The organism is Mucilaginibacter sp. UR6-1 (genome assembly GCF_020880975.1).
In the GTDB taxonomy this organism is placed as follows: Bacteria; Bacteroidota; Bacteroidia; order Sphingobacteriales; family Sphingobacteriaceae; genus Mucilaginibacter.
This window is the reverse complement of sequence record NZ_JAJIWP010000001.1, coordinates 668,752-688,017: the sequence shown is the minus strand read 5'-3', so window position 1 is coordinate 688,017 and position 19,266 is coordinate 668,752. Positions and strand designations below refer to the sequence as shown.

General features: G+C 41.5%; 16 protein-coding genes. 9 read left to right on the top strand and 7 right to left on the bottom strand.

The window, feature by feature from the left end; all coding sequences use genetic code 11:
• Nucleotides 1–189: 189 nt before the first annotated feature.
• Nucleotides 190–1,521 (top strand): sensor histidine kinase KdpD, encoded by a 1,332-nt coding sequence (locus LJ707_RS03100; RefSeq protein WP_228949269.1) that lies wholly within the window; start codon nt 190–192, stop codon nt 1,519–1,521.
• Here the strand turns inward: LJ707_RS03100 and LJ707_RS03095 are convergent.
• Nucleotides 1,518–2,945 (bottom strand): AAA family ATPase, encoded by a 1,428-nt coding sequence (locus tag LJ707_RS03095; protein ID WP_228949268.1) that lies wholly within the window; start codon nt 2,943–2,945, stop codon nt 1,518–1,520. The genes LJ707_RS03100 and LJ707_RS03095 overlap by 4 nt on opposite strands.
• 63 nt (nt 2,946–3,008) lie before the next feature.
• Nucleotides 3,009–4,637, bottom strand: coding sequence for an ABC-F family ATP-binding cassette domain-containing protein (locus LJ707_RS03090; RefSeq protein ID WP_228949267.1), 1,629 nt, complete (start codon nt 4,635–4,637; stop codon nt 3,009–3,011).
• A 228-nt stretch (nt 4,638–4,865) separates the two neighbouring features.
• Here LJ707_RS03090 and LJ707_RS03085 point away from each other — a divergent pair, with 228 nt between their 5' ends.
• Complete coding sequence (locus LJ707_RS03085; RefSeq protein WP_228949266.1) at nt 4,866–6,719, top strand: PAS domain S-box protein; 1,854 nt, start codon at nt 4,866–4,868, stop codon at nt 6,717–6,719.
• A gap of 339 nt (nt 6,720–7,058) precedes the next feature.
• Here LJ707_RS03085 and LJ707_RS03080 read toward each other — a convergent pair whose 3' ends face one another.
• Entirely contained in the window at nt 7,059–7,454 is a 396-nt protein-coding gene (locus LJ707_RS03080) for an SRPBCC family protein (RefSeq protein ID WP_228949265.1), read from the bottom strand.
• 10 nt (nt 7,455–7,464) lie between these two features.
• Entirely contained in the window at nt 7,465–8,109 is a 645-nt protein-coding gene (gene pyrE / locus LJ707_RS03075) for an orotate phosphoribosyltransferase (protein WP_228949264.1), read from the bottom strand.
• Between pyrE and LJ707_RS03070 the strand changes: the two genes are divergently transcribed.
• Entirely contained in the window at nt 8,108–8,740 is a 633-nt protein-coding gene (locus LJ707_RS03070; RefSeq protein ID WP_228949263.1) for an NUDIX hydrolase, read from the top strand. The genes pyrE and LJ707_RS03070 overlap by 2 nt on opposite strands.
• Here LJ707_RS03070 and coaD read toward each other — a convergent pair.
• The gene (coaD, locus tag LJ707_RS03065) at nt 8,715–9,176 is read right to left on the bottom strand and encodes a pantetheine-phosphate adenylyltransferase (RefSeq protein WP_228949262.1); all 462 of its coding nucleotides are present in this window, start codon (nt 9,174–9,176) and stop codon (nt 8,715–8,717) included. The genes LJ707_RS03070 and coaD overlap by 26 nt on opposite strands.
• A 113-nt stretch (nt 9,177–9,289) precedes the next feature.
• Between coaD and gatB the strand changes: the two genes are divergently transcribed.
• The 3 genes from gatB to LJ707_RS03050 all read left to right on the top strand — a co-directional run bounded on the left by gatB (nt 9,290) and on the right by LJ707_RS03050 (nt 12,665).
• Complete coding sequence (gene gatB / locus LJ707_RS03060; RefSeq protein WP_228949261.1) at nt 9,290–10,762, top strand: Asp-tRNA(Asn)/Glu-tRNA(Gln) amidotransferase subunit GatB; 1,473 nt, start codon at nt 9,290–9,292, stop codon at nt 10,760–10,762.
• Nucleotides 10,759–11,880 (top strand): TlpA disulfide reductase family protein, encoded by a 1,122-nt coding sequence (locus LJ707_RS03055; protein WP_228949260.1) that lies wholly within the window; start codon nt 10,759–10,761, stop codon nt 11,878–11,880. Before gatB ends, LJ707_RS03055 begins: the two co-directional genes overlap by 4 nt.
• Before the next feature lie 95 nt (nt 11,881–11,975).
• Nucleotides 11,976–12,665 carry a response regulator transcription factor gene (locus LJ707_RS03050; RefSeq protein ID WP_228949259.1) on the top strand — a complete coding sequence of 230 codons (690 nt, stop codon included), beginning with the start codon at nt 11,976–11,978 and terminating at the stop codon, nt 12,663–12,665.
• An 89-nt stretch (nt 12,666–12,754) separates the two neighbouring features.
• Here LJ707_RS03050 and LJ707_RS03045 read toward each other — a convergent pair whose 3' ends face one another.
• Nucleotides 12,755–15,403, bottom strand: coding sequence for a carboxypeptidase-like regulatory domain-containing protein (locus tag LJ707_RS03045; protein ID WP_228949258.1), 2,649 nt, complete (start codon nt 15,401–15,403; stop codon nt 12,755–12,757).
• A 174-nt stretch (nt 15,404–15,577) separates the two neighbouring features.
• Nucleotides 15,578–15,910, bottom strand: coding sequence for a hypothetical protein (locus LJ707_RS03040; protein ID WP_228949257.1), 333 nt, complete (start codon nt 15,908–15,910; stop codon nt 15,578–15,580).
• A 163-nt stretch (nt 15,911–16,073) separates the two neighbouring features.
• Between LJ707_RS03040 and LJ707_RS03035 the strand changes: the two genes are divergently transcribed.
• The 3 genes from LJ707_RS03035 to LJ707_RS03025 all read left to right on the top strand — a co-directional run bounded on the left by LJ707_RS03035 (nt 16,074) and on the right by LJ707_RS03025 (nt 19,260).
• Nucleotides 16,074–16,409: a MerR family transcriptional regulator gene (locus LJ707_RS03035; protein ID WP_228949256.1), complete on the top strand. Its 336-nt coding sequence runs from the start codon at nt 16,074–16,076 to the stop codon at nt 16,407–16,409.
• 41 nt (nt 16,410–16,450) lie between these two features.
• Nucleotides 16,451–18,544, top strand: coding sequence for a ComEC/Rec2 family competence protein (locus LJ707_RS03030; protein ID WP_228949255.1), 2,094 nt, complete (start codon nt 16,451–16,453; stop codon nt 18,542–18,544).
• A gap of 68 nt (nt 18,545–18,612) precedes the next feature.
• Nucleotides 18,613–19,260 carry a DUF4412 domain-containing protein gene (locus LJ707_RS03025; RefSeq protein ID WP_228949254.1) on the top strand — a complete coding sequence of 216 codons (648 nt, stop codon included), beginning with the start codon at nt 18,613–18,615 and terminating at the stop codon, nt 19,258–19,260.
• Nucleotides 19,261–19,266: the final 6 nt, after the last annotated feature.

Here is a 19,266-nt window from a genome sequence, read left to right as displayed (position 1 = left end):
CTGTTCAAAACACCTACCAAATTATATTATATGAAAAATTGTCGGTTTAGACTTACATAAGCCGACTTTTTGGCTGAAAACCGATTCTTAGGTTATATAACATACCGCCATTACTTCAGGTTTTTTTGTACTTGCAGCTTGTGCAATATTTTTGTTACATTTGGGCTACTGACCAAAAATTATACAACATTGGATCTTGATTTTGCCAGCGCGGTAGCTGTGAAAAGCCGTGCAGAATTCCGCAATTATTACATGCAGCAAAACCTTAAAAGTATTAAAAAGCTTTGCGCTATATACTTTACCCTTAACCTGCTTTTCAGGATCTTCTTATCAGCTTTTCCAAGTAGTATTACCCGCATTCATAACTTTCCTGAGTTTAACATTAGTGTTTGGGTGCATCTTGCTTTAACACCGCTGTTTTATTGGATAATAAGTTCGTTCCATAAAAACATAACTGCCACGCGCAAAGCCACAGGTGTAATGTCGGCCTGTACGGTATTGTTTGCATTGTATATAATTTTCAGCGGCATGGTTTCGAGTTTTATTGTAACCTATGTACCCAGCGATAACCTGATCGGTTTTATGATCGCGTTAACGGTTATAGCCATAATTTGCGTGTTTGAGCATGGCCAAACCATGTTTATTACCCTGGTTACGGGTATTATTTTTACGCTTGTACTTACCGCCCTTTCACACAGCGCTACTGAAATACTATATAATGAATTGATATGCTGTATATTGCTGCTTGGCTTTTTCCTGATCTCGAGGTATAATTACACGTATAAAGCCAACCATTATTTGCAATTGGTTGATATCAATAAAAAGAACCGCGAGATTGAGCAGGCAAGCAATTTTAAAACAGAAGTGTTAGGCATGGTGGCACATGATCTGCGCAACCCAATAGCTGCCATTGAATCGGTAGCGATGCTGATGGAACTTGATGAGCCTGATGAAGATACAATGGAGAACCTTAGTATGGTAAAGCAATCATGCGAAAAGGCACGTAGCATTATCAATGATTTGTTAGAAACCGCACGTAACGAGAATACTGATGAGCTTGCGCTATCGCGCACAGAAATGAGCAGCTTTTTAAAGCGTTTGGCTGACGGCTGGAATAATTCGGCAAGCATACCAAACCGCGTTGTGTGCAATTCAATTACCGGTAGTATCTACGCTGACATCAACACAGAAAAATTTCAACGGGTGATAGATAACCTGATTAGCAACGCTGCCAAATTCTCGAAAGAAACGGACACCATAAACATCAGCTTGCAAGCTACCGGCAAACTTTTGCTTATTGAAGTAAAAGATCAAGGCGTTGGCATTCCGAAAGATATATTGCCAATTATTTTTGAACGCTTTTCAAAAGCCGGCCGCAGCGGATTACGCGGTGAAAAATCAACCGGTTTAGGGTTAAGTATTGTTAAGCAGATAGTTGAAAAGCATGGTGGAAAAATAAGTGTGGAGAGTATAGTTGGCGAAGGATCAACTTTTGCTATAAAATTACCGGTTAGCACTTAATCGGTTACAGGTTCGCCGCCAAAAAACTTATCATTAAAATTTACCAGGTATAATTCATCAGTCGCCCGTGTACATGCTGTGTAAAACCATCGTAGAAAATCCATATTAACCATTTCTTCAGTCAAAAAACCCTGGTCAACAAATACGGCGGGCCACTGGCCTCCCTGTGCCTTGTGGCAGGTTATGGCGTAGGCAAACTTAATTTGCAAGGCATTGTAATACGGGTTGAGCTTTAATTCTTCGTGCTGGGCACGTTTGCCATGAATGTGAATATAATCCTTCATCACCTCCAGGTAAAAGCGCTTTTGATCAATAGATTGCAGCGCCGGAGATTCAGCGTACAGCGTATCAAGCAATACCTTGCAATCAACCACAGGGTCTTCGGCATAATCAATAAACTCCAGTTGCACGTTGGCAAAGCGAAAGCCATACATCTCCTCAATACCACGCACTTTGCGTATGCGGGCAATATCGCCATTGGCAATAAAACCGGTACTTCCCTCCTCCTTATCGTTCAGCCAAAAGTAGTTGTTCTTTACTACCATTACTTGGTCGCCACCGGTTAGTTCTTCCTCCCGCCAAAGTATGCGGCCGCGTATCTGCCGGTTATAAAGGTTTGCATTTTTGTTTGAGCGGCAGATGATCAGCGTGCTCTCGTGCCCATATTTGCTGTAAGCATAGTTAAGCCCATCCTCCAGCTTATCGCTCACCATCCTGAACACATCCTTATAACCCCGGGTAACAATATGGGGCATACGCGTGTCTTCCAGTCGTATCTGGTTACGCACATTGGTAACATTATATAATATACCCGAGTTTTTTTGTTGACGCAATACATCCGTAAGCTCATAGCTAAATATAGTAAGCCCATACTGTCCTCGCATTAACTCAATATCCAATGCAGGGCTCTCCATGGAGCCAACAGGCGGAAGCTGGGCCGTATCGCCTACCAGCATCAGTTTGCAATTGTTGGTGTTGTAAACGTACCTCACCAGATCGTTCAGCAGCGTTTCACGATTATTGCCGCTTAACTCATCAGATATCATGGATGCTTCATCAACAATAAATATGGTATTAGTCGCCAAATTCTCAGCCAGGCTAAAGCTTTCGTCTACATTTAGAGCCGACTTTTTGCGGTAGATACGTTTATGTATGGTAAACGCCTTACGGCCTGAATAGCCTGTTATTACTTTAGCGGCACGCCCGGTAGGCGCAAGCAGCACAAATTTATAGTTATAGCTACGCAACGCTTTTACCAGCGCGCCTAAAATGGTGGTTTTACCGGTACCGGCATACCCTTTCAGAATGAAACATTCATCGCCATCATCGCTCAATAAAAAGCGATGCAACATGCCAAACAACTCATACTGTTGCCCGGTAGGCTCATGCGGAAATGCTTTACGGATATTATCTGCTGACGACACGGAACAAATATAAAAACCCTGCGCGGGTTACCGGCAGGGTTTACATGTAATGGACTTATTTAATTACGCTGTAGCGTATAACTCTTCGCGTTGTTTTTTTACGGCTTCGCTATTAATATATTCGTCATAGGTCATAAGCTTATCAATAATACCTGCCGGGGTAATTTCAATTATGCGGTTGGCAACCGTTTCTAACAGTTCGTGATCTCGTGAGGTAAATAAAATGGTACCCCTAAAATCTCTCATGCCGTTATTTAGCGCGGTTATTGATTCCAGGTCAAGGTGATTAGTAGGCTCATCAAACAATAATACGTTGGCATGTTGCAGCATCATACGGCTAAACATGCAGCGCATTTTTTCACCACCAGACAGTACACTGCTTTTTTTCAATACTTCTTCTCCGCTAAAAAGCATCCTGCCTAAAAACCCACGGATAAACTGATCATCCTTTTCGCCCGGAGAATATTCACGCAGCCAGTCGATCAGATTATCGTTCTTACCTTCAAAATACTCAGCATTTTCAATCGGAATATCGGCTATACTAATGGTCACACCCCATTTAAAGTCGCCTGTAAAGGCGGTATCTCTACCTGTGAGCACCTCGTAAAACGCGCTTGTAGCCAAGCTATTTTGCGATAGGATAGCTATTTTATCGCCTTTATTAACCATGAAAGATACATCGTTAAATAACACTTCGCCGTTAACCGTTTTGCCCAGTTTTTCAACCTGTAATATTTGGTCGCCAGCTTCACGGCCAAGGTTATTGAAAATTATACCGGGGTATTTACGGGTTGATGGTTGAATCTCGTCCAGATTAATTTTATCCAATGCCTTTTTACGGCTGGTTGCCTGTTTTGATTTTGAGGCGTTGGCACTAAAGCGACGGATGAATTCCTGTAACTCTTTCACACGGTCTTCCATCTTTTTGTTCTGATCGGCACGTTGCTTGGCCGCTAACTGGCTCGACTCATACCAGAAGGTGTAGTTACCGGTATAGATGGTCATCTTGCTGTAATCAATATCTACCACATGGGTACATACTGAATCCAGGAAGTGCCTGTCGTGCGATACTACCAGTACGGTAGCCTCATACCCTGCCAAGAAATCTTCCAGCCAGCTCACGGTATTTATATCCAGATCATTGGTAGGCTCATCCAGTAACAGTATATCAGGGTTACCAAAAAGCGCCTGCGCTAATAGCACACGTACTTTTTGCTTACCGTCAAGCTCTTTAACCAGTTTGTAATGCAGGTCCTCCCTGATGCCGAGGTTGCTGAGTAAGGTAGCAGCGTTGCTTTCTGCATTCCAGCCATCCATTTCGGCAAAAAGGTTTTCCAGTTCGCCGGCACGTTCGCCGTCAGCGTCTGTAAAATCCTCTTTAAGGTAAATGGCATCTTTTTCCTTCATCACGGCATACATTTCCTTATGGCCCATCAGCACCGTTTCAATTACTGAATACTCGTCAAACTCGTAGTGATTCTGCTTTAAAACAGCCATACGTTCGCCGGGGGTAAAGCTTACCGAGCCGGTTGTTGGATCAACCTCTTTTGAAAGAATTTTTAAGAATGTTGATTTACCTGCACCATTTGCCCCTATTATACCGTAACAGTTGCCGCGGGTAAACTTCAGGTTTACATCCTCAAATAATGTACGTTTACCGTACCGTAAAGTTAAATTTGATACTGTGATCATTTATGCACCTTTATTTGGCGCAAAAATACGGTTAATTAATTCAAGTTAAAAGTTATTGCTCAACATGGCATAATAATTGGCTTTTGTTATCAGGAGTTACTCCGCAAAATCGTTTTATTGATAATATTCGTATAGTATTTAAGAGTATGATTAAACAACTTTATTGATATTGTTATTGATTATCAATAATTGTTGATTACAAACAGCCGCCACCACATTGCATTGTATATGAATAATGATGTTTACAAAATTGTATCAGATCAGGACTTAGCCGGATTTTGGGAATTTGATATTCGCAATGTTGTATGGCATGTAAGCGAATCATTTAAAAAAATGCTGGGTTACGGCTCAGAACAAACCGAGAACTTGCCCGACACCTGGCAAAAACTGGTATTGGATGAGGACTGGGAAATGGTTCGGCGGAGTATTAGCCTCAATATTGAAAACAGCAGTCGCCAACCATTTGATATTACTCCGCGCTTTAAACACCGCAATGGCAGTATACGCTGGATAAACTGCAAGGGCAACGTTGTTGAATGGGACGAACAGTATAAGCCCGTACGTTTAGTAGGTATAAACGTTGACGTTACACGGCATATACTTGCCGAGCAGGAGCTTACCAATAACAAGGAATTACTTAACAAAACAAACCTTAGCATTAAACTCGGCGGCTGGGAAATTGACATGATCAACAAGAAGCTGGCGTGGACACAGGTAACCAAGCAGTTATATGGCGTTGATGTTGATTTTGTACCATCATTTAATATCATAGACCGTTTCTATAAATCCGGCAAACATCAGCAAATGATGGATAAGGCTTTAACAGATATTACTGAAACCGGTGAACCATTTGATGTGGAAACCATCATGATGACCGCGCAGAATGATGAAAAATGGGTACGTATTATTGCACATGCCGAGTTTGAGAATGGCCGGTGCTCAAAAATTTACGGTACCCTGCAGGATATTGATGATCAGGTATCAATAAGACACTACCTGAAAAATAGTGAAGACAGGTTTGAAAGCGCTTTTGAAAACTCTCCTATCGGTATGGCCCTGGTATCTCCGGAGGGTAAATGGCTAAAGGTTAACAGGATATTGGCTAACAGCCTGGGTTATAATGCTGAAGAATTTGCAGCTTTGACCTTTCAGGAGATCACGCACCCTGATGATCTGAACACCGATCTTGAATTGCTCGAAAAACTGGTAAATGGCGAAATATCCAACTACGAAATGGAAAAGCGATATTACCATAAAAATGGCAACATAATATGGGCATTGCTTAGTGTATCACTGGTACGTGATAATGACGGAAAGCCTTTGCACTTCGTGTCACACGTATATGATATTACCGAAAAGAAATTACAAGACGAGCATATAAAGCAAACCCTTGCTATTGTAGGCGAGCAAAACAACAGGCTACTCAACTTCGCCTATATCGTATCACATAACCTGCGTACCCATTCGGGCAATTTTCAATCGCTAATTGAATTGGTAAATGATCCTAATACAGATGCCGAAGAACGCCAGTTGTACTTAACATTTTTAGAAAACGTATCAATACAGCTTAATGAAACCATACTCAACCTTAATGATGTAGTATCAATACAGGCAAACAGGCATTTGCAAAAGGTGCCTGTTAATATTTTTGAGTATATCACTAAAACAATAGATGCGCTTAAACCTGATATACATAAACACCAGGTTTTAATTAAGAATGAAGTTACAGCGGATGCGGAGATAGATTTCCATCCGGCATACCTCGAAAGTATATTACTTAACCTTTTTACCAATAGCATCAAGTATCGCAGTATTGAAAGGCAACCGGTTATTGTTATTAACTTCAACATACTAAATAACAAAAAACTGCTTACTGTAAGCGATAATGGCAGTGGTATAGATTTGAGTAAATACGGCAATGACTTGTTTGGAATGTATAAAACATTTCACGGCAATCATGATGCTCGCGGCATCGGGCTTTTTATCACAAAAAATCAGATTGAGGCTATGGATGGAAAGATAGAGGTAGAAAGCCAGACCGGCGTTGGTACAAGTTTTAAGATCTATTTGCCTAAAAATTAAAAAGTGGGGAATTTTACAGAAAGAGCAGAACCCCATATTTCCTCAAATTGGGAAAATATTTCACAACCAATAGTTTTGAAGCCTTTATTTTATGACTAAAAATCAACATTCTACAAAACTAATCTTTATTTTTTAACGTTGTAATAAAAATTATAAGCCAATTTAACTCACACAAAAAGATTTGGAACAAGCTTTGACCTATTAAAGTAAATTAGTTTAAAACAGATTTAACACATAAGGTTATGGTAACTCTAATTGTAGGTTTGATAGTTGTCAACATAGTGTTGGTGCTGTCACGTAAATCAGCTTCCCATAGGGAAATGTATTAATATAAACCAATTATGAAAATAGGGCCGTTAACGCGGCAGTTTCGTGATCAGCCAGTTTTTGCAATGGCCCCGAAGCAAACATTTTCATCATCATATTAAGCTCGGCCGTAATGGTATACTGCACACTGGTATACCCGGCCTCCTGCGCAAGCAGCCATCTAAAGCTAACTTTAAATGGTGGCTCGTCAACAGCAATTATGCTTATGCCGGCCCCATCTGTGCGTTGTTCAACAACAATCCTCAGTTTAGCCATATTTTGTATACTGAAACTTATTTCATCAGCAGTTGAGCGCCAATCCTGCACATGCGGTGGCATTAACTGCTGATGGTTGTTCAGGTCGCTTAAAAATGCGTATATCTCAGCAACCGGCTTTTCAATATGTACTATGCTTTCAAAAACGGTCATATGAATTCGCTTAATCCTGCCCCCAGGTTTCAGGATTGCTGCGCCATTGTTTTAACAACTCAACATCTGATGGTAATATGTACTGATGCTCTTCGGCGTATTTTATCAGCGCGCCGTAGTTTGATAATGTAAAGAAAGGGCAGCGCGCCTCTTTAAAATTCTCGGTAGCTATATCAAATCCATAACTAAATATAGCGGCAAGGCCGGCTACATCATACTCAGCATCTCGTAGCGCCTCAACAGCCTGCAGGCTGCTTTTGCCGGTTGAAATCAGATCTTCAATCACCACTACCCTTTTACCTGTATGCACATCGCCTTCTATCAGGTTACCGCGGCCATGCTCTTTAGCTTTAGCCCTTACGTACACAAACGGCAAACCCAACTCCTGCGCTACCAATGCACCTTGCGGAATGCCCGCAGTAGCAACACCGGCTATGCAACCAACAGCGCCAAATTCTTCCTGAATTAATGCTGAAAGTTTTTGCCGGATGTAGGTACGAATTGACGGATGTGACAATGTTATACGATTATCACAATAAATTGGCGATCTCCAGCCTGACGCCCATGTAAAAGGATTGTTAGGTTGTAATTTAATTGCTTTAATTTGCAACAGGAATTCGGCTACCTGCTGTTCCGTCTCAGTATAATTAAACATGGCCCAAAAATACAGAATTTATATTAACGAAAAGGTTATTCTGATAACAGAAAAAGCCCCGGAGAACGCAGAGAACCATCAATTAATTGACGGTCAAACCTTTAATCTTAAAACAATCTATCCAAAGATACTCAAATACAACATAAACCAGTTTTATGTGATATGTGAGGATGCTAAGGAATTTATCAGGAATGTTGAGAAGAGCATTACACTGATAGAGGCCGCGGGCGGACTGGTAAAAAACGAGGAAGGCAACTACCTTTTCATTTACCGTAATGATAAATGGGATCTGCCAAAAGGCAAGCTCGAAAAAGATGAAAGCCGTAAAGAGGGTGCCGTGCGCGAGGTGGAAGAAGAATGCGGCATTACCGTTAGTAAACTTGGCGACAAGATTTGCAAAACTTACCATGTTTACACCATTAAACGCCAGGTGGTTTTAAAGAAAACCCATTGGTATGCCATGAAACATAAGGGTAACGAAAAACTTAAACCTCAAAAAGAAGAAGGCATTACCGATGTTCGCTGGTTTAAAAAAGGCCAGGTTGATACCATATTGCAAAACACCTTTCCATCAATTGTTGATGTACTGGTAAAAACAAAGCTGATTAAAGAAAGGCCAGTGCTTCCTTAGGGATAAACTGGCTTATATCTCCCCCATGGCGCAAAACATCGCGCACTATGGTTGAGCTGATGGCCGAGTGCCCGGGCTTACTCACAATAAAAATACTTTCAATATCCGGCGCCAGTGTGTGGTTCATTTGCGCTATGGCTTTTTCGTACTCAAAGTCTGATACAGTACGTATACCCCTGATCATGTAATTGGCATCAATGCTGCGGCAAAAGTCAACCGTAAGCCCCTCGTATGCAATAATATGTATTTTAGGTTCATCAGCAAAAACAGCTCTTAACATTTCCTGCCTTTTTTCGATACTTAAAAAGCTTTGCTTGCTGCTGTTTACACCTATACCGATGTAAACCTTATCAAACAAGCCTACCGAACGCTTTACAATATCAACGTGGGCTTTGGTTACAGGATCAAATGAACCGGGAAACAGGGCGATATTCATGGTAGTAAAGATGATAAAAAAATGCGAAACGGGTTATTGAAATTGCATTTAAGGCCAAGTATGATATTAACTTTATATATTTGGCTTTTTGCCACCGGTATACTAAAATATATATGACGAGTTTTACAGACGGCCTGAGCGACAAGTATGAGCTGGTAGTAGGTTTGGAAGTACATGCCCAGCTATCTACCCAAAGCAAAATGTTTTCCGCCGACTCTGCTGCCTTTGGTGCCGAGCCTAACCACCACATTAGTATGGTATCATTAGGCCACCCTGGTACATTGCCCTTTACTAATAAAACAGCGGTTGAATATGCTGTAAAATTAGGGCTGGCCTGCAATTGCGCCATTAACCGCAATAATTCTTTTGCACGTAAAAATTACTTTTACGCCGATCTGCCCAAAGGCTATCAAATATCGCAGGATCAGGCACCTATATGTATAGGCGGCCATGTACCTGTTAAACTTGCAAACGGATCAGCGAAGAATGTATCCCTTCACCATATACATATGGAAGAGGATGCCGGTAAAAGCTCGCACGACGGACACCATACCGACTCGCTTATTGATTTGAACCGCGCGGGTGTGCCCCTGTTGGAGATTGTAACACAGCCCGATATTCGCAGCGCGGAAGAGGCTGGTCAGTTTTTAACCGAAGTACGCCGCTTGTTACGTTACCTCAATATATGCGACGGCAATATGGAAGAAGGCAGCATGCGCTGCGATGCCAATATATCAGTACGGTTGCATGGCCAAACAGAATATGGCAACCGTTGCGAGGTGAAAAACCTTAACTCAATACGCAATGTTCAGCGCGCCATCGAGCATGAGTTTGCACGCCAGGTACATTTAATTGAAGCTGGCGGGCATATTGAGCAAAATACTTTGAACTTTGATGCCGATACCGGCGAAACATCAATACTGCGAAGCAAGGAAATGGCTAATGATTACCGGTATTTTCCGGAGCCCGATCTGCAACCGCTGGTTTTAACAGAGGATTATGTTGAACAAATACGCGCCCAACTCCCCTCGCTGCCACAACAGCTTTATAATAAATATATTAATGAGCTTAATTTAAGTGATTATGATGCCGGTGTACTTACTGCCGATCATGATGTGGCCTTGTTTTTTGAAGAGCTGATTAAAAAGACGCATAATTATAAAGCCGCCGCGCACTGGCTGATGGGCCCTGTAAAATCATACCTGAACGAGGGCGGCCATTCAATAGCCACCTTAACGGTAACCCCGGAGCATTTGGCAGGTATTATTGAATTAATTGAGCAAGGCAAAATAAATAATACCGTAGCTGCGCATAAGCTATTCCCTGCCCTGCTTGAGCAGCCCGAAAAAACCGCATTACAACTGGCTCAGGAGCTTAACCTGCTTATTACCGCGGATAGTAATGAAGTAGATGAATTCATTCGTGAAGCGTTGGCAAAATTCCCGGATAAGGTGAAAGAATACCATAAGGGTAAAAAAGGCGTGTTAGGTTTATTTATGGGCGAGGTAATGAAACGCTCAAAGGGTAAGATAGACCCTCAGAAAACCAACCAGTTATTAATAAAACAATTAGAAGCAAGTAAATGAAATTCCGTCTAAAACAATATACCTTACTGGCAGGCACCTTATTCATGTTTGCCTGTAGTAATAAGGATTCATCATCATTCACCGTAACCGGTGAGATCAAAAACCCCGGCGACGCGAAACAAGTGCAGCTATTGCAAATGGATAGCACCGAACTTCGCCCCATTGATTCGGCCACTATACAGGATGGTAAATTCGAATTAAAGGGCGTTTCGCCTTATGCCGCGTTCTATCGCTTAAAAGTTGGCGAGAACGAGTATGACCTTATCGCTAAAAATGGTGAGGAAATTACCTTTAAAGCAGCCGATACTAAAAACGGTTATGAGATTAATGGGTCCGATGAGTCAGAAAAGCTGAAGGAGTTCCATCAAAAAACAGGCATATTTGCTGAACGTAATACTAAACTCTCCGAGGAGTTTGAAGCCAAATCGCAGGCGTTGGGTAAACAGTCTGATTCGCTGTTGAACATTTACCGTCCTGCATTTCTTAAAAACCTTGCTGAATATAATAAAGCAGCCATGGCTTTCGCTAATGACAATAAAAGCTCATTAGCCGGTTTTTACGCGGCCACATCGGTTGACCCGCGCACTTACGAGCAGCAACTGATTGCTTATGCCGAGGATATTAAGGATAAGTTTAAGGACAACCCGATAATTCAGCGCTTTGTAACCCAGATGATCGCAATTAAGCCGGTATCCGTCGGGCAAAAAGCGCAGGACTTTACCATACCTGGCATTGATGGAAAAAACATCAGCCTGGCCAACTACAAAGGCAGATACCTGATGATAGATTTTTGGGCCTCGTGGTGTGTGCCTTGCCGCCAGGAAAACCCTAATGTGGTTAAACAATACAACCTGTATAAATCAAAAGGACTGAATATACTGGGAATCTCGCTTGATGATGACAAAGCTAAATGGCAGGCCGCTATTAAGGCTGACGGATTAGCTTGGAGCCATGCGTCGAATTTAAAGGGCTTTGAAGGCCCTGTTGAACGCATGTACCAAATAACCGCCATACCATCAAACTTTATAATTGATCCACAAGGCGTTATAATCGCCAAAAACATTACCGGCCCTCAACTTGAAGAATTTTTAAAGAAAACTTTTAGCAAGCCTCAATAAATTGTTAAACCAAAGTAACGCTTAACAATTAATTAATATTAGTTTAACTATTTACTTCAATTAAGCGTATACTTTTATACCAAAAATTTAACCTGATGAGCTACGCTACAAAACAGAAAATTCTTATTGTTGATGACGAACCCGATATATTAGAACTGATCGAATACAACTTAAAGAAAGAAGGTTACCAGGTATTTTTGGCGCACAATGGCCAGGAGGCTGTAACTGAGGCAAAAAGAACCCTGCCCGACCTGATAGTACTTGATATAATGATGCCTAAAATGGATGGCATTGAGGCATGCCGCATTATGCGCACCATGCCGGAGTTCAAAAATACCTTTATGGTGTTTTTAACCGCCCGCAGTGAGGAGTACTCAGAGATTGCAGGCTTTAATGTAGGTGCCGATGATTACATTGCCAAGCCTATTAAACCGCGAGCCCTTGTAAGCCGCATTAATGCCATTTTAAGGCGTAACGCACCTGCCGAAGAGGTGGTTGACAATAAGCTTGAAATTGAAGACCTGGTTATTGACCGCGAGGCTTACCTGGTATTTAAAAGCGGCGAAAAGGTAGTACTCGCTAAAAAAGAGTTTGAGCTGCTTTACCTGCTGGCATCAAAACCCGGCAAGGTTTACACCCGCGAAGTTATCCTTAAAAACATTTGGGAAGACTCAGTTATCGTTACCAACCGTACCATTGATGTGCATATACGTAAACTTCGCGAAAAACTGGGCGAAGAGTATATCTCAACCGTAAAGGGCGTAGGTTACAAATTCGGGGCCTGATAAAATATCTTAGTAATAAACATACAAAACAAAACAGGCGGTCAAATTTTTGACCGCCTGTTTTGTTTTGTATAGCTACATGCCAGTAATTACTGAACTTTAAACTGATAAACAGCACGGCCGAGGTGCCCGTTGTTATCAGTTCCTTCCACTACTACCTTATAACTGCCCGCGCTATCAGCTGTATAAAACTCAACAAAGGTTTTGCCTGTGGCTTTATCAGTTTGTACGCGCGGGTTCCAGTAGATGGTGCTCCGCAGATCGGCACCGAATGCCTTGTTACCCGGTAAATACTTAGGCGAATAAAATGTTTTGGCCACATCATATCCTTTTGGGGATAGCTTAGCCACGCTTGGTTGAGGCAGCAGATCCTGTAATTCCTGAACAGATATTTTTTGACCCTGCGGCGCCTTTTTTGTATATACAGACAGTACGCCATTTGTTTGATAAGTACGGTTTACCAAACCCAGATCATCGCGCAAAAACACTTCTACTGATTCTACATCATTACCGTTCAATCCTCGCAGGTAATTAATATCCACAGGCCCGCCCTGTGCAAATATAGCCATTGGCACACGCTTACCCTGATTATAATCGCGCGATACATAAAAAGCCTGTGCCTGTGCATCATACGTTACACCAGGAGCCATACTCTGCAAACAACTCAGCACGTCGGGGCATCCCTTTAACTGTTCGCCGGTAACTACCCGCGCATCAATTGAACTTAAACCCGATAATGACGGAAACTGGCTATGATCTGTTAGTTTAGGCTTGGCCTTTGCCTTGATGACTACCTCCTGCAGGGTGGTTGAGCTATTGATGAATTTCTTACTGTTTTGCAGATAAGCTGTCATCATGGTATCAATATTAAGCACATCATTGGCATGTGATGTTACCTTACCCGAATTTGGATAGGTAATCGGATCAACCATTACCATCAGGTTTTTAGAGTTATAGTTGCTTTTGGCACTAACTATAACCTGCGATGAATCGGTAAACACCAGGTTACTGAATTTAAACCGGCCTTCGGCATCGGTTATCGTACGGGTGGTGTAAAATTTACTCGGTATCTGCAAAGTAACACTGCCACCTTTCATAGGCATACCTGTGTTATTACGCAATGTGCCTGTGATCTCCATACCCTGCTCAGGTAAAAAAAACAACTGCGGCAATTTGCTGCTAACCACTTCACGATAAGTAAATCTGCGATAACCTTGCGTAAGCATCAACACATCTAATTGGGCTAAAGCATTTTTATTTGCCGGCCTGAAATAGTAATTCGGATCTTCAATATAACCTTTTAACTCTGATGTAAGCAGTAAACTGCTTAGTATGGTAGTTTCAGCATTTTCATTGCTTTTTACTTTGCCCTCATCAATTACAGCTAATGATAGTTCGCCCTCGGCAGGTAAAGCATTATTTTTAGCCGAAACATTAAGCCTCACTTTTGACCGGTTATTATATGATGGCTTATCGCCGCTAACAGTCAGCGCCAATTGGTCGTTATGCTTTACAAATACCAGCCTCTCGCTAAGCGGCTGACCGTATGAGTTAAGCAGCGTTAGTTGTATTACGCCTGTCGGAAATTTATTGGTTGGAATAAATGCCGAATATGATGCCTTAACAAGTGTTGTTTGCGCGGCATAACATATAACCTGGCCGGCTCTACCCACTATATAAAACGCCTTGTTCTGATTTTTTTTAAGATAAGATGAATCTGCTGATATAACAATGAGCATCCTGCCGGTGTCAACCGGGTTAACGTTTAAGTTTACGCCACTCATTTGCGGGCGCGGCAGGTCATAACTCTGGCGAGAGCCATCAGCCAGCGTTACATCGGCCTTGTAGCTTTTACCGGGTTGGGGCGTTATAATAAAAGCCCCCATACCCGCGTGCTGCGATTCGCAGGTGGCAATAGCCGTTCCGGCATTATCGGTAACAGTTGCCTTAAAACCTATACCCAAACCATTTGGCTGCACTGCCTTTACGGCAATTTTGGTAGCCACACCAGCCAACAGGTTCCCTCCTTCCGGAAAGAACTGTACATCAACCGGCCCTGCTACTGTGCTAAGGGGTATACTTTTGGTTTGCTCCTGCCGGTCGGCACCATCATAAGTTATTTTAAGCTGTGCATTGGTCAGGTCGGTATTTTTTGTGTTTGCGAAAACTACGTTCAGTTGGCCGTTCTTTTCAATATTACCTTTGCCTTTAGCCAGTTCATCATCGCCTGATGTTACTACCCAGCTTATTTTTTTATCACCGTAAGGGCTGCCATTCTGATCTGTAAAAGCAACGTTCGCGGTTATTTCAGGTATCTGATTTTTGATCTCACGCTTTAAGCTAACTTGCGCCTCAACCGGCTTAATGGCGTTACCAACAGGAATGGTTTTGCTGAAAAAATAATCAGCATCAAAATTAGCCATCCATTTGGTGTAGGCTTTAATATGATAATTATCCTGGCCGTAAAGTTCTTTGGTGAGTTTGAACATACCCGTCGCGGTACCATCCTTTACAGGCAATGTTAGCGATTGTACCATGCCATCATTACCATTAAGCACATCCACATAAATTATTTTGCTGTAGGGCGATGGCATATTAAGCGTGTAGGTAAGATAGGCTTTAAACCACACCGTATCGCCTACGGCATAATAAGGCTTATCAAAATGCAGGTAAACTTTTTCTATCGGATACGCTTCGGCCACCTGGCCGTATTTACCTACAAGATCCTTTAAAGCCACACTATCGCGCTGTGCAAAAACTGGTAGGTAAAAAATTATCAGTAAAAGTAAAAGTAAATATCGCCTTGCTCTCATCAACATTGAAGTTTAATCAGAGGCTAATATAGAAAACAAGCGTTAAAGCACCGGCCAAAATTGCGGTTTTAACATATTTTCACAATTACATGATCAAACTTATTTATCAAGTTTACTCGCTTTTACAGGCTCAATATTAATATTGTTAACCGCTTTGGCTTTGGCGGCTATTACCTGTTTTTCGGCACGCCCCTTTAATGTTTTAGCTTCGGCTGTGGCTTTTTTAGCTTTACGCTTAACGGTTGTTTTTGCCGGAGGCACTTTATTAGTTACCACCCTGCCGGTTTTTTTCGCAGTTGCTTTTTTTGCCTGATCAGGTTGGTTGCTTACCAGGTCGCCCTGGGGGCCGGTTAAAATATCCTCAATGGTTTCTTTAACCTTTCCAAAAAATCCCTTTTCATCCTTTACCGGTTTTGCTGATCTTGAACCCATTACACGCTCCTTATTTACATTTGCTATTTTAATAATTACTCAATGATAATATTTAACAAACATTTGCGTGTAATGTTCAACATACAGGTTAAAGGAGTTATATAAAATGTTTATATAAATACTAAAACCTATTATATTTGAGGTATTACCATAATTATTTAACATGCCCTATAAAGAGCACGAAATAAGTAAGATGTATTACACCATGGGCGAAGTTTCGACCATGTTTGATGTTAACCAATCGCTGCTGCGTTTTTACGAGAAGGAGTTTGATATACTCCAACCCAAGAAAAACAAGAAGGGCAACCGCTACTTTACGCCCGAAGATATTGAGAACCTGAAGATCATATTTCATTTAATAAGGGATAAAGGCTATACTATTAATGGCGCTAAAGAGCATATGAAAAACAATATGGGCGAAAGCAAAGATCAGCAAAGGGTTTTGCATGCGCTCGAAAACCTTAAAAAATTTTTGCTTGAGGTTCGCGATCAGCTATAGCAGTTAATCCTTATCAACCTAAACCGTTCCATTTACATTGCATGAGGGCAAGCCATAAGGATGCTTTTCCGTTTGTAGTATTGCTTGCACCGTTTGCAGCGGGGATACTTCTGCGTGTATACAACCCCGACCTGCTTAATAGCTTTCCGTTATGGTCGCTTTTGGTGTTAGCCACACTGTTTGTGCTACTTAATTTGCTTCATAAACCGCTTAAAATATTCAGGCATACCTGGCTGGGTGGTATTGTAGCCATAGTATTCCTTTTTACAGCGGGCATCGTTATCACAGGTAATGCCATTGAGATAAATAACCCCAAACATTTCTCAAAAATAAATGCAAGTAACCTGCTGGTAACCGTTATTAATGAGCCTGTATCAAAGAATGATAACATGCGTTTTACAGCGGGCGTTACAAACGCCATAAGTTCAGGTAAGTTACTGAATGTTAATGGAAAGATATTGATCACTTTAAGTAAAAAGGCTGTAAAGAGGATCAGTTATGGCGATGTATTGCTGATACCTGTCAATTATAAACCGGTAGATCTGCCGCTTAACCCGGCTGAATTTAATTATCGCCGTTACCTGGCACATAAAAACATTTATCATCAGGCTTATATTTCACCCGCACATTTCAGTATTGTTGAAACAGATGCCGGTAACCCGTTGATGGCTTATGCGCAAAACCTGCGAAAACGACTTGTAAACAAATTTAAAATTGTTATTACCGATGCGGATGCATCCGCAGTGGCCTCTACCCTAATACTGGGTTACAGCGCCGAATTGAGTAACGATGTATTGCAGGCTTATTCAAAAACAGGCACCATTCATATTTTATCGGTGTCCGGCGCGCACGTTGGGCTTATTTACCTGGTATTGGTTTTTATACTTGCGCCACTTAATAAGGGCACAAGGGGCAAAATATTTGTTACTCTAATTGTAATTGCGTGTATTTGGGGCTATGCGCTGCTTACCGGTTTTTCGCCGCCTGTTTGCAGGGCAGGTATCATGCTTTCATTTATACTTTTGGGCAGATGCTTTGCACGCCGTATCAGTCAGTTGAATATACTCGCGGTATCCGCATTCATTACCTTACTTGCTGACCCATTACTGATAACCGATGTGGGTTTTCAGCTATCGTATATTGCCGTTGCCGGGCTCATTATTCTGCAGCCCATCATCTATCAAAAGTTCACATTTAATAATAAACTTGCTGATAAAATTTGGCTCGTAAGTTCTGCATCCATAGCCGCGCAGTTAGTTACACTGCCTTTAAGTACTTACTATTTTCACCAGGTGCCGGTTTATTTTTTAGTGAGTAACCTGGTAATACTCATCCCTTCTGCCCTGATAATGTATGGAGGAATATTATACCTGCTTATACCACAAGGCTGGCTGCCGGGTAAGTGGTTAGGCCTGCTGGTTGAAAAACTGATACTGTTCACCAACCGCACATTATCAATTATTGAACATGCCCCATGGTCTGCCATTAACAGGGTTTGGCTCAATAGCATTGAATTTTTGTTGGCTGTTGTAATTGTATTGCTGATAAGTTATTGGTTAAATAAGCCGAAAAAAACGCTGATTATTGCTTTATGTGCTATGATAGTAACCTTAACCACATTCAGGATGTGGAATAATTATCATATCGTACACAATAAACAGATCGTTTTCTTTAGCCTGCGTAATAATGCCGCTATAGGTTTGCGCAGCGGAAACAACCTGATACTTATTACAGATGTTGACACCGGCAGCAAAACATACAGTTACTCAATAAAACCTTACATTGATAGTTGCGAAATTGATAAAATAAACATAATAGGTTTTAAATCAGCAATTAATGCTAATAAAATTACAGGAAAGAATAAGCTGGTTAATTTTGCTAATAAGCGAATGATAATTATCGATGCAAACGATAATCTATCCATCAATAAAAAATACGACTACCTTTATCTGAAAGGGAAAATAGAATTAGATAACGATCAACTCAACAAGATCACTAAACATCAAACAGTTATAATAGCGGGTAAAAGCACGGGTTTTTACAGACAACAATTAATTGGCCGCCTGGAGCGGAAGCATATAAAATATATGGTATCGGGCAGTAACAAAGCAATGCTTACTCCGTCTAACCGATGAATTAATTATTTAACTTAATTGCATAGCTTGCAATTAAAACTTAACTTGTGCTAACTAAAAACGACCCAATGAACATTAAATTTTTAAGAGCAGCGTTGCTTGTTGCTTTATCAGCTACCGCATTAGGTGCCAGCGCTCAAAAAAACTACATCGAAGGTTTTGCTACCTATACCATTCAAACACCTGGCGGTGCGGTTGATACCAAAAGCTACTTTAAAGGCGATAGCAGCCTTACATCTATGCAGCAAGGTCCTGCTGATATTAAGATCATCACCGCTAAAAATGGCGATTACCTTGCCGTTTTGGTTGATGTACCTGTGGCCAGCATAAAAAAAGCAGCTATTGCAACCCCTGCCGAAATTGAAGAAGGCAAAGCACAAGAGCCTAAGTTCAGCTTTACCCCCGGTACTGAAACTAAAGTTATCAGCGGTTTTAACTGCAAAAAAGTAACTGTAAAAGATGCAAAAAGCGGCAGCAGCTACGAGGCATGGGTTACTAACGATATCAAGATACCGGCAACATCTTTCAGCCATACTTTTAAAGAAATTGGTGGCGTGCCTGTACAATTTACAGCTTTGCAACAAGGCCAGGCTGTTAATGTAACCTTAAAAAGCGTTACCGATCAAAAAGTTCCTGCGGGCTTTTTTGGCATCCCCGGCGATTTTGAGAAGATCACCCTTACTGATCTGAAATCATTAGGTGGCGGCGGCAATTAATTGCAG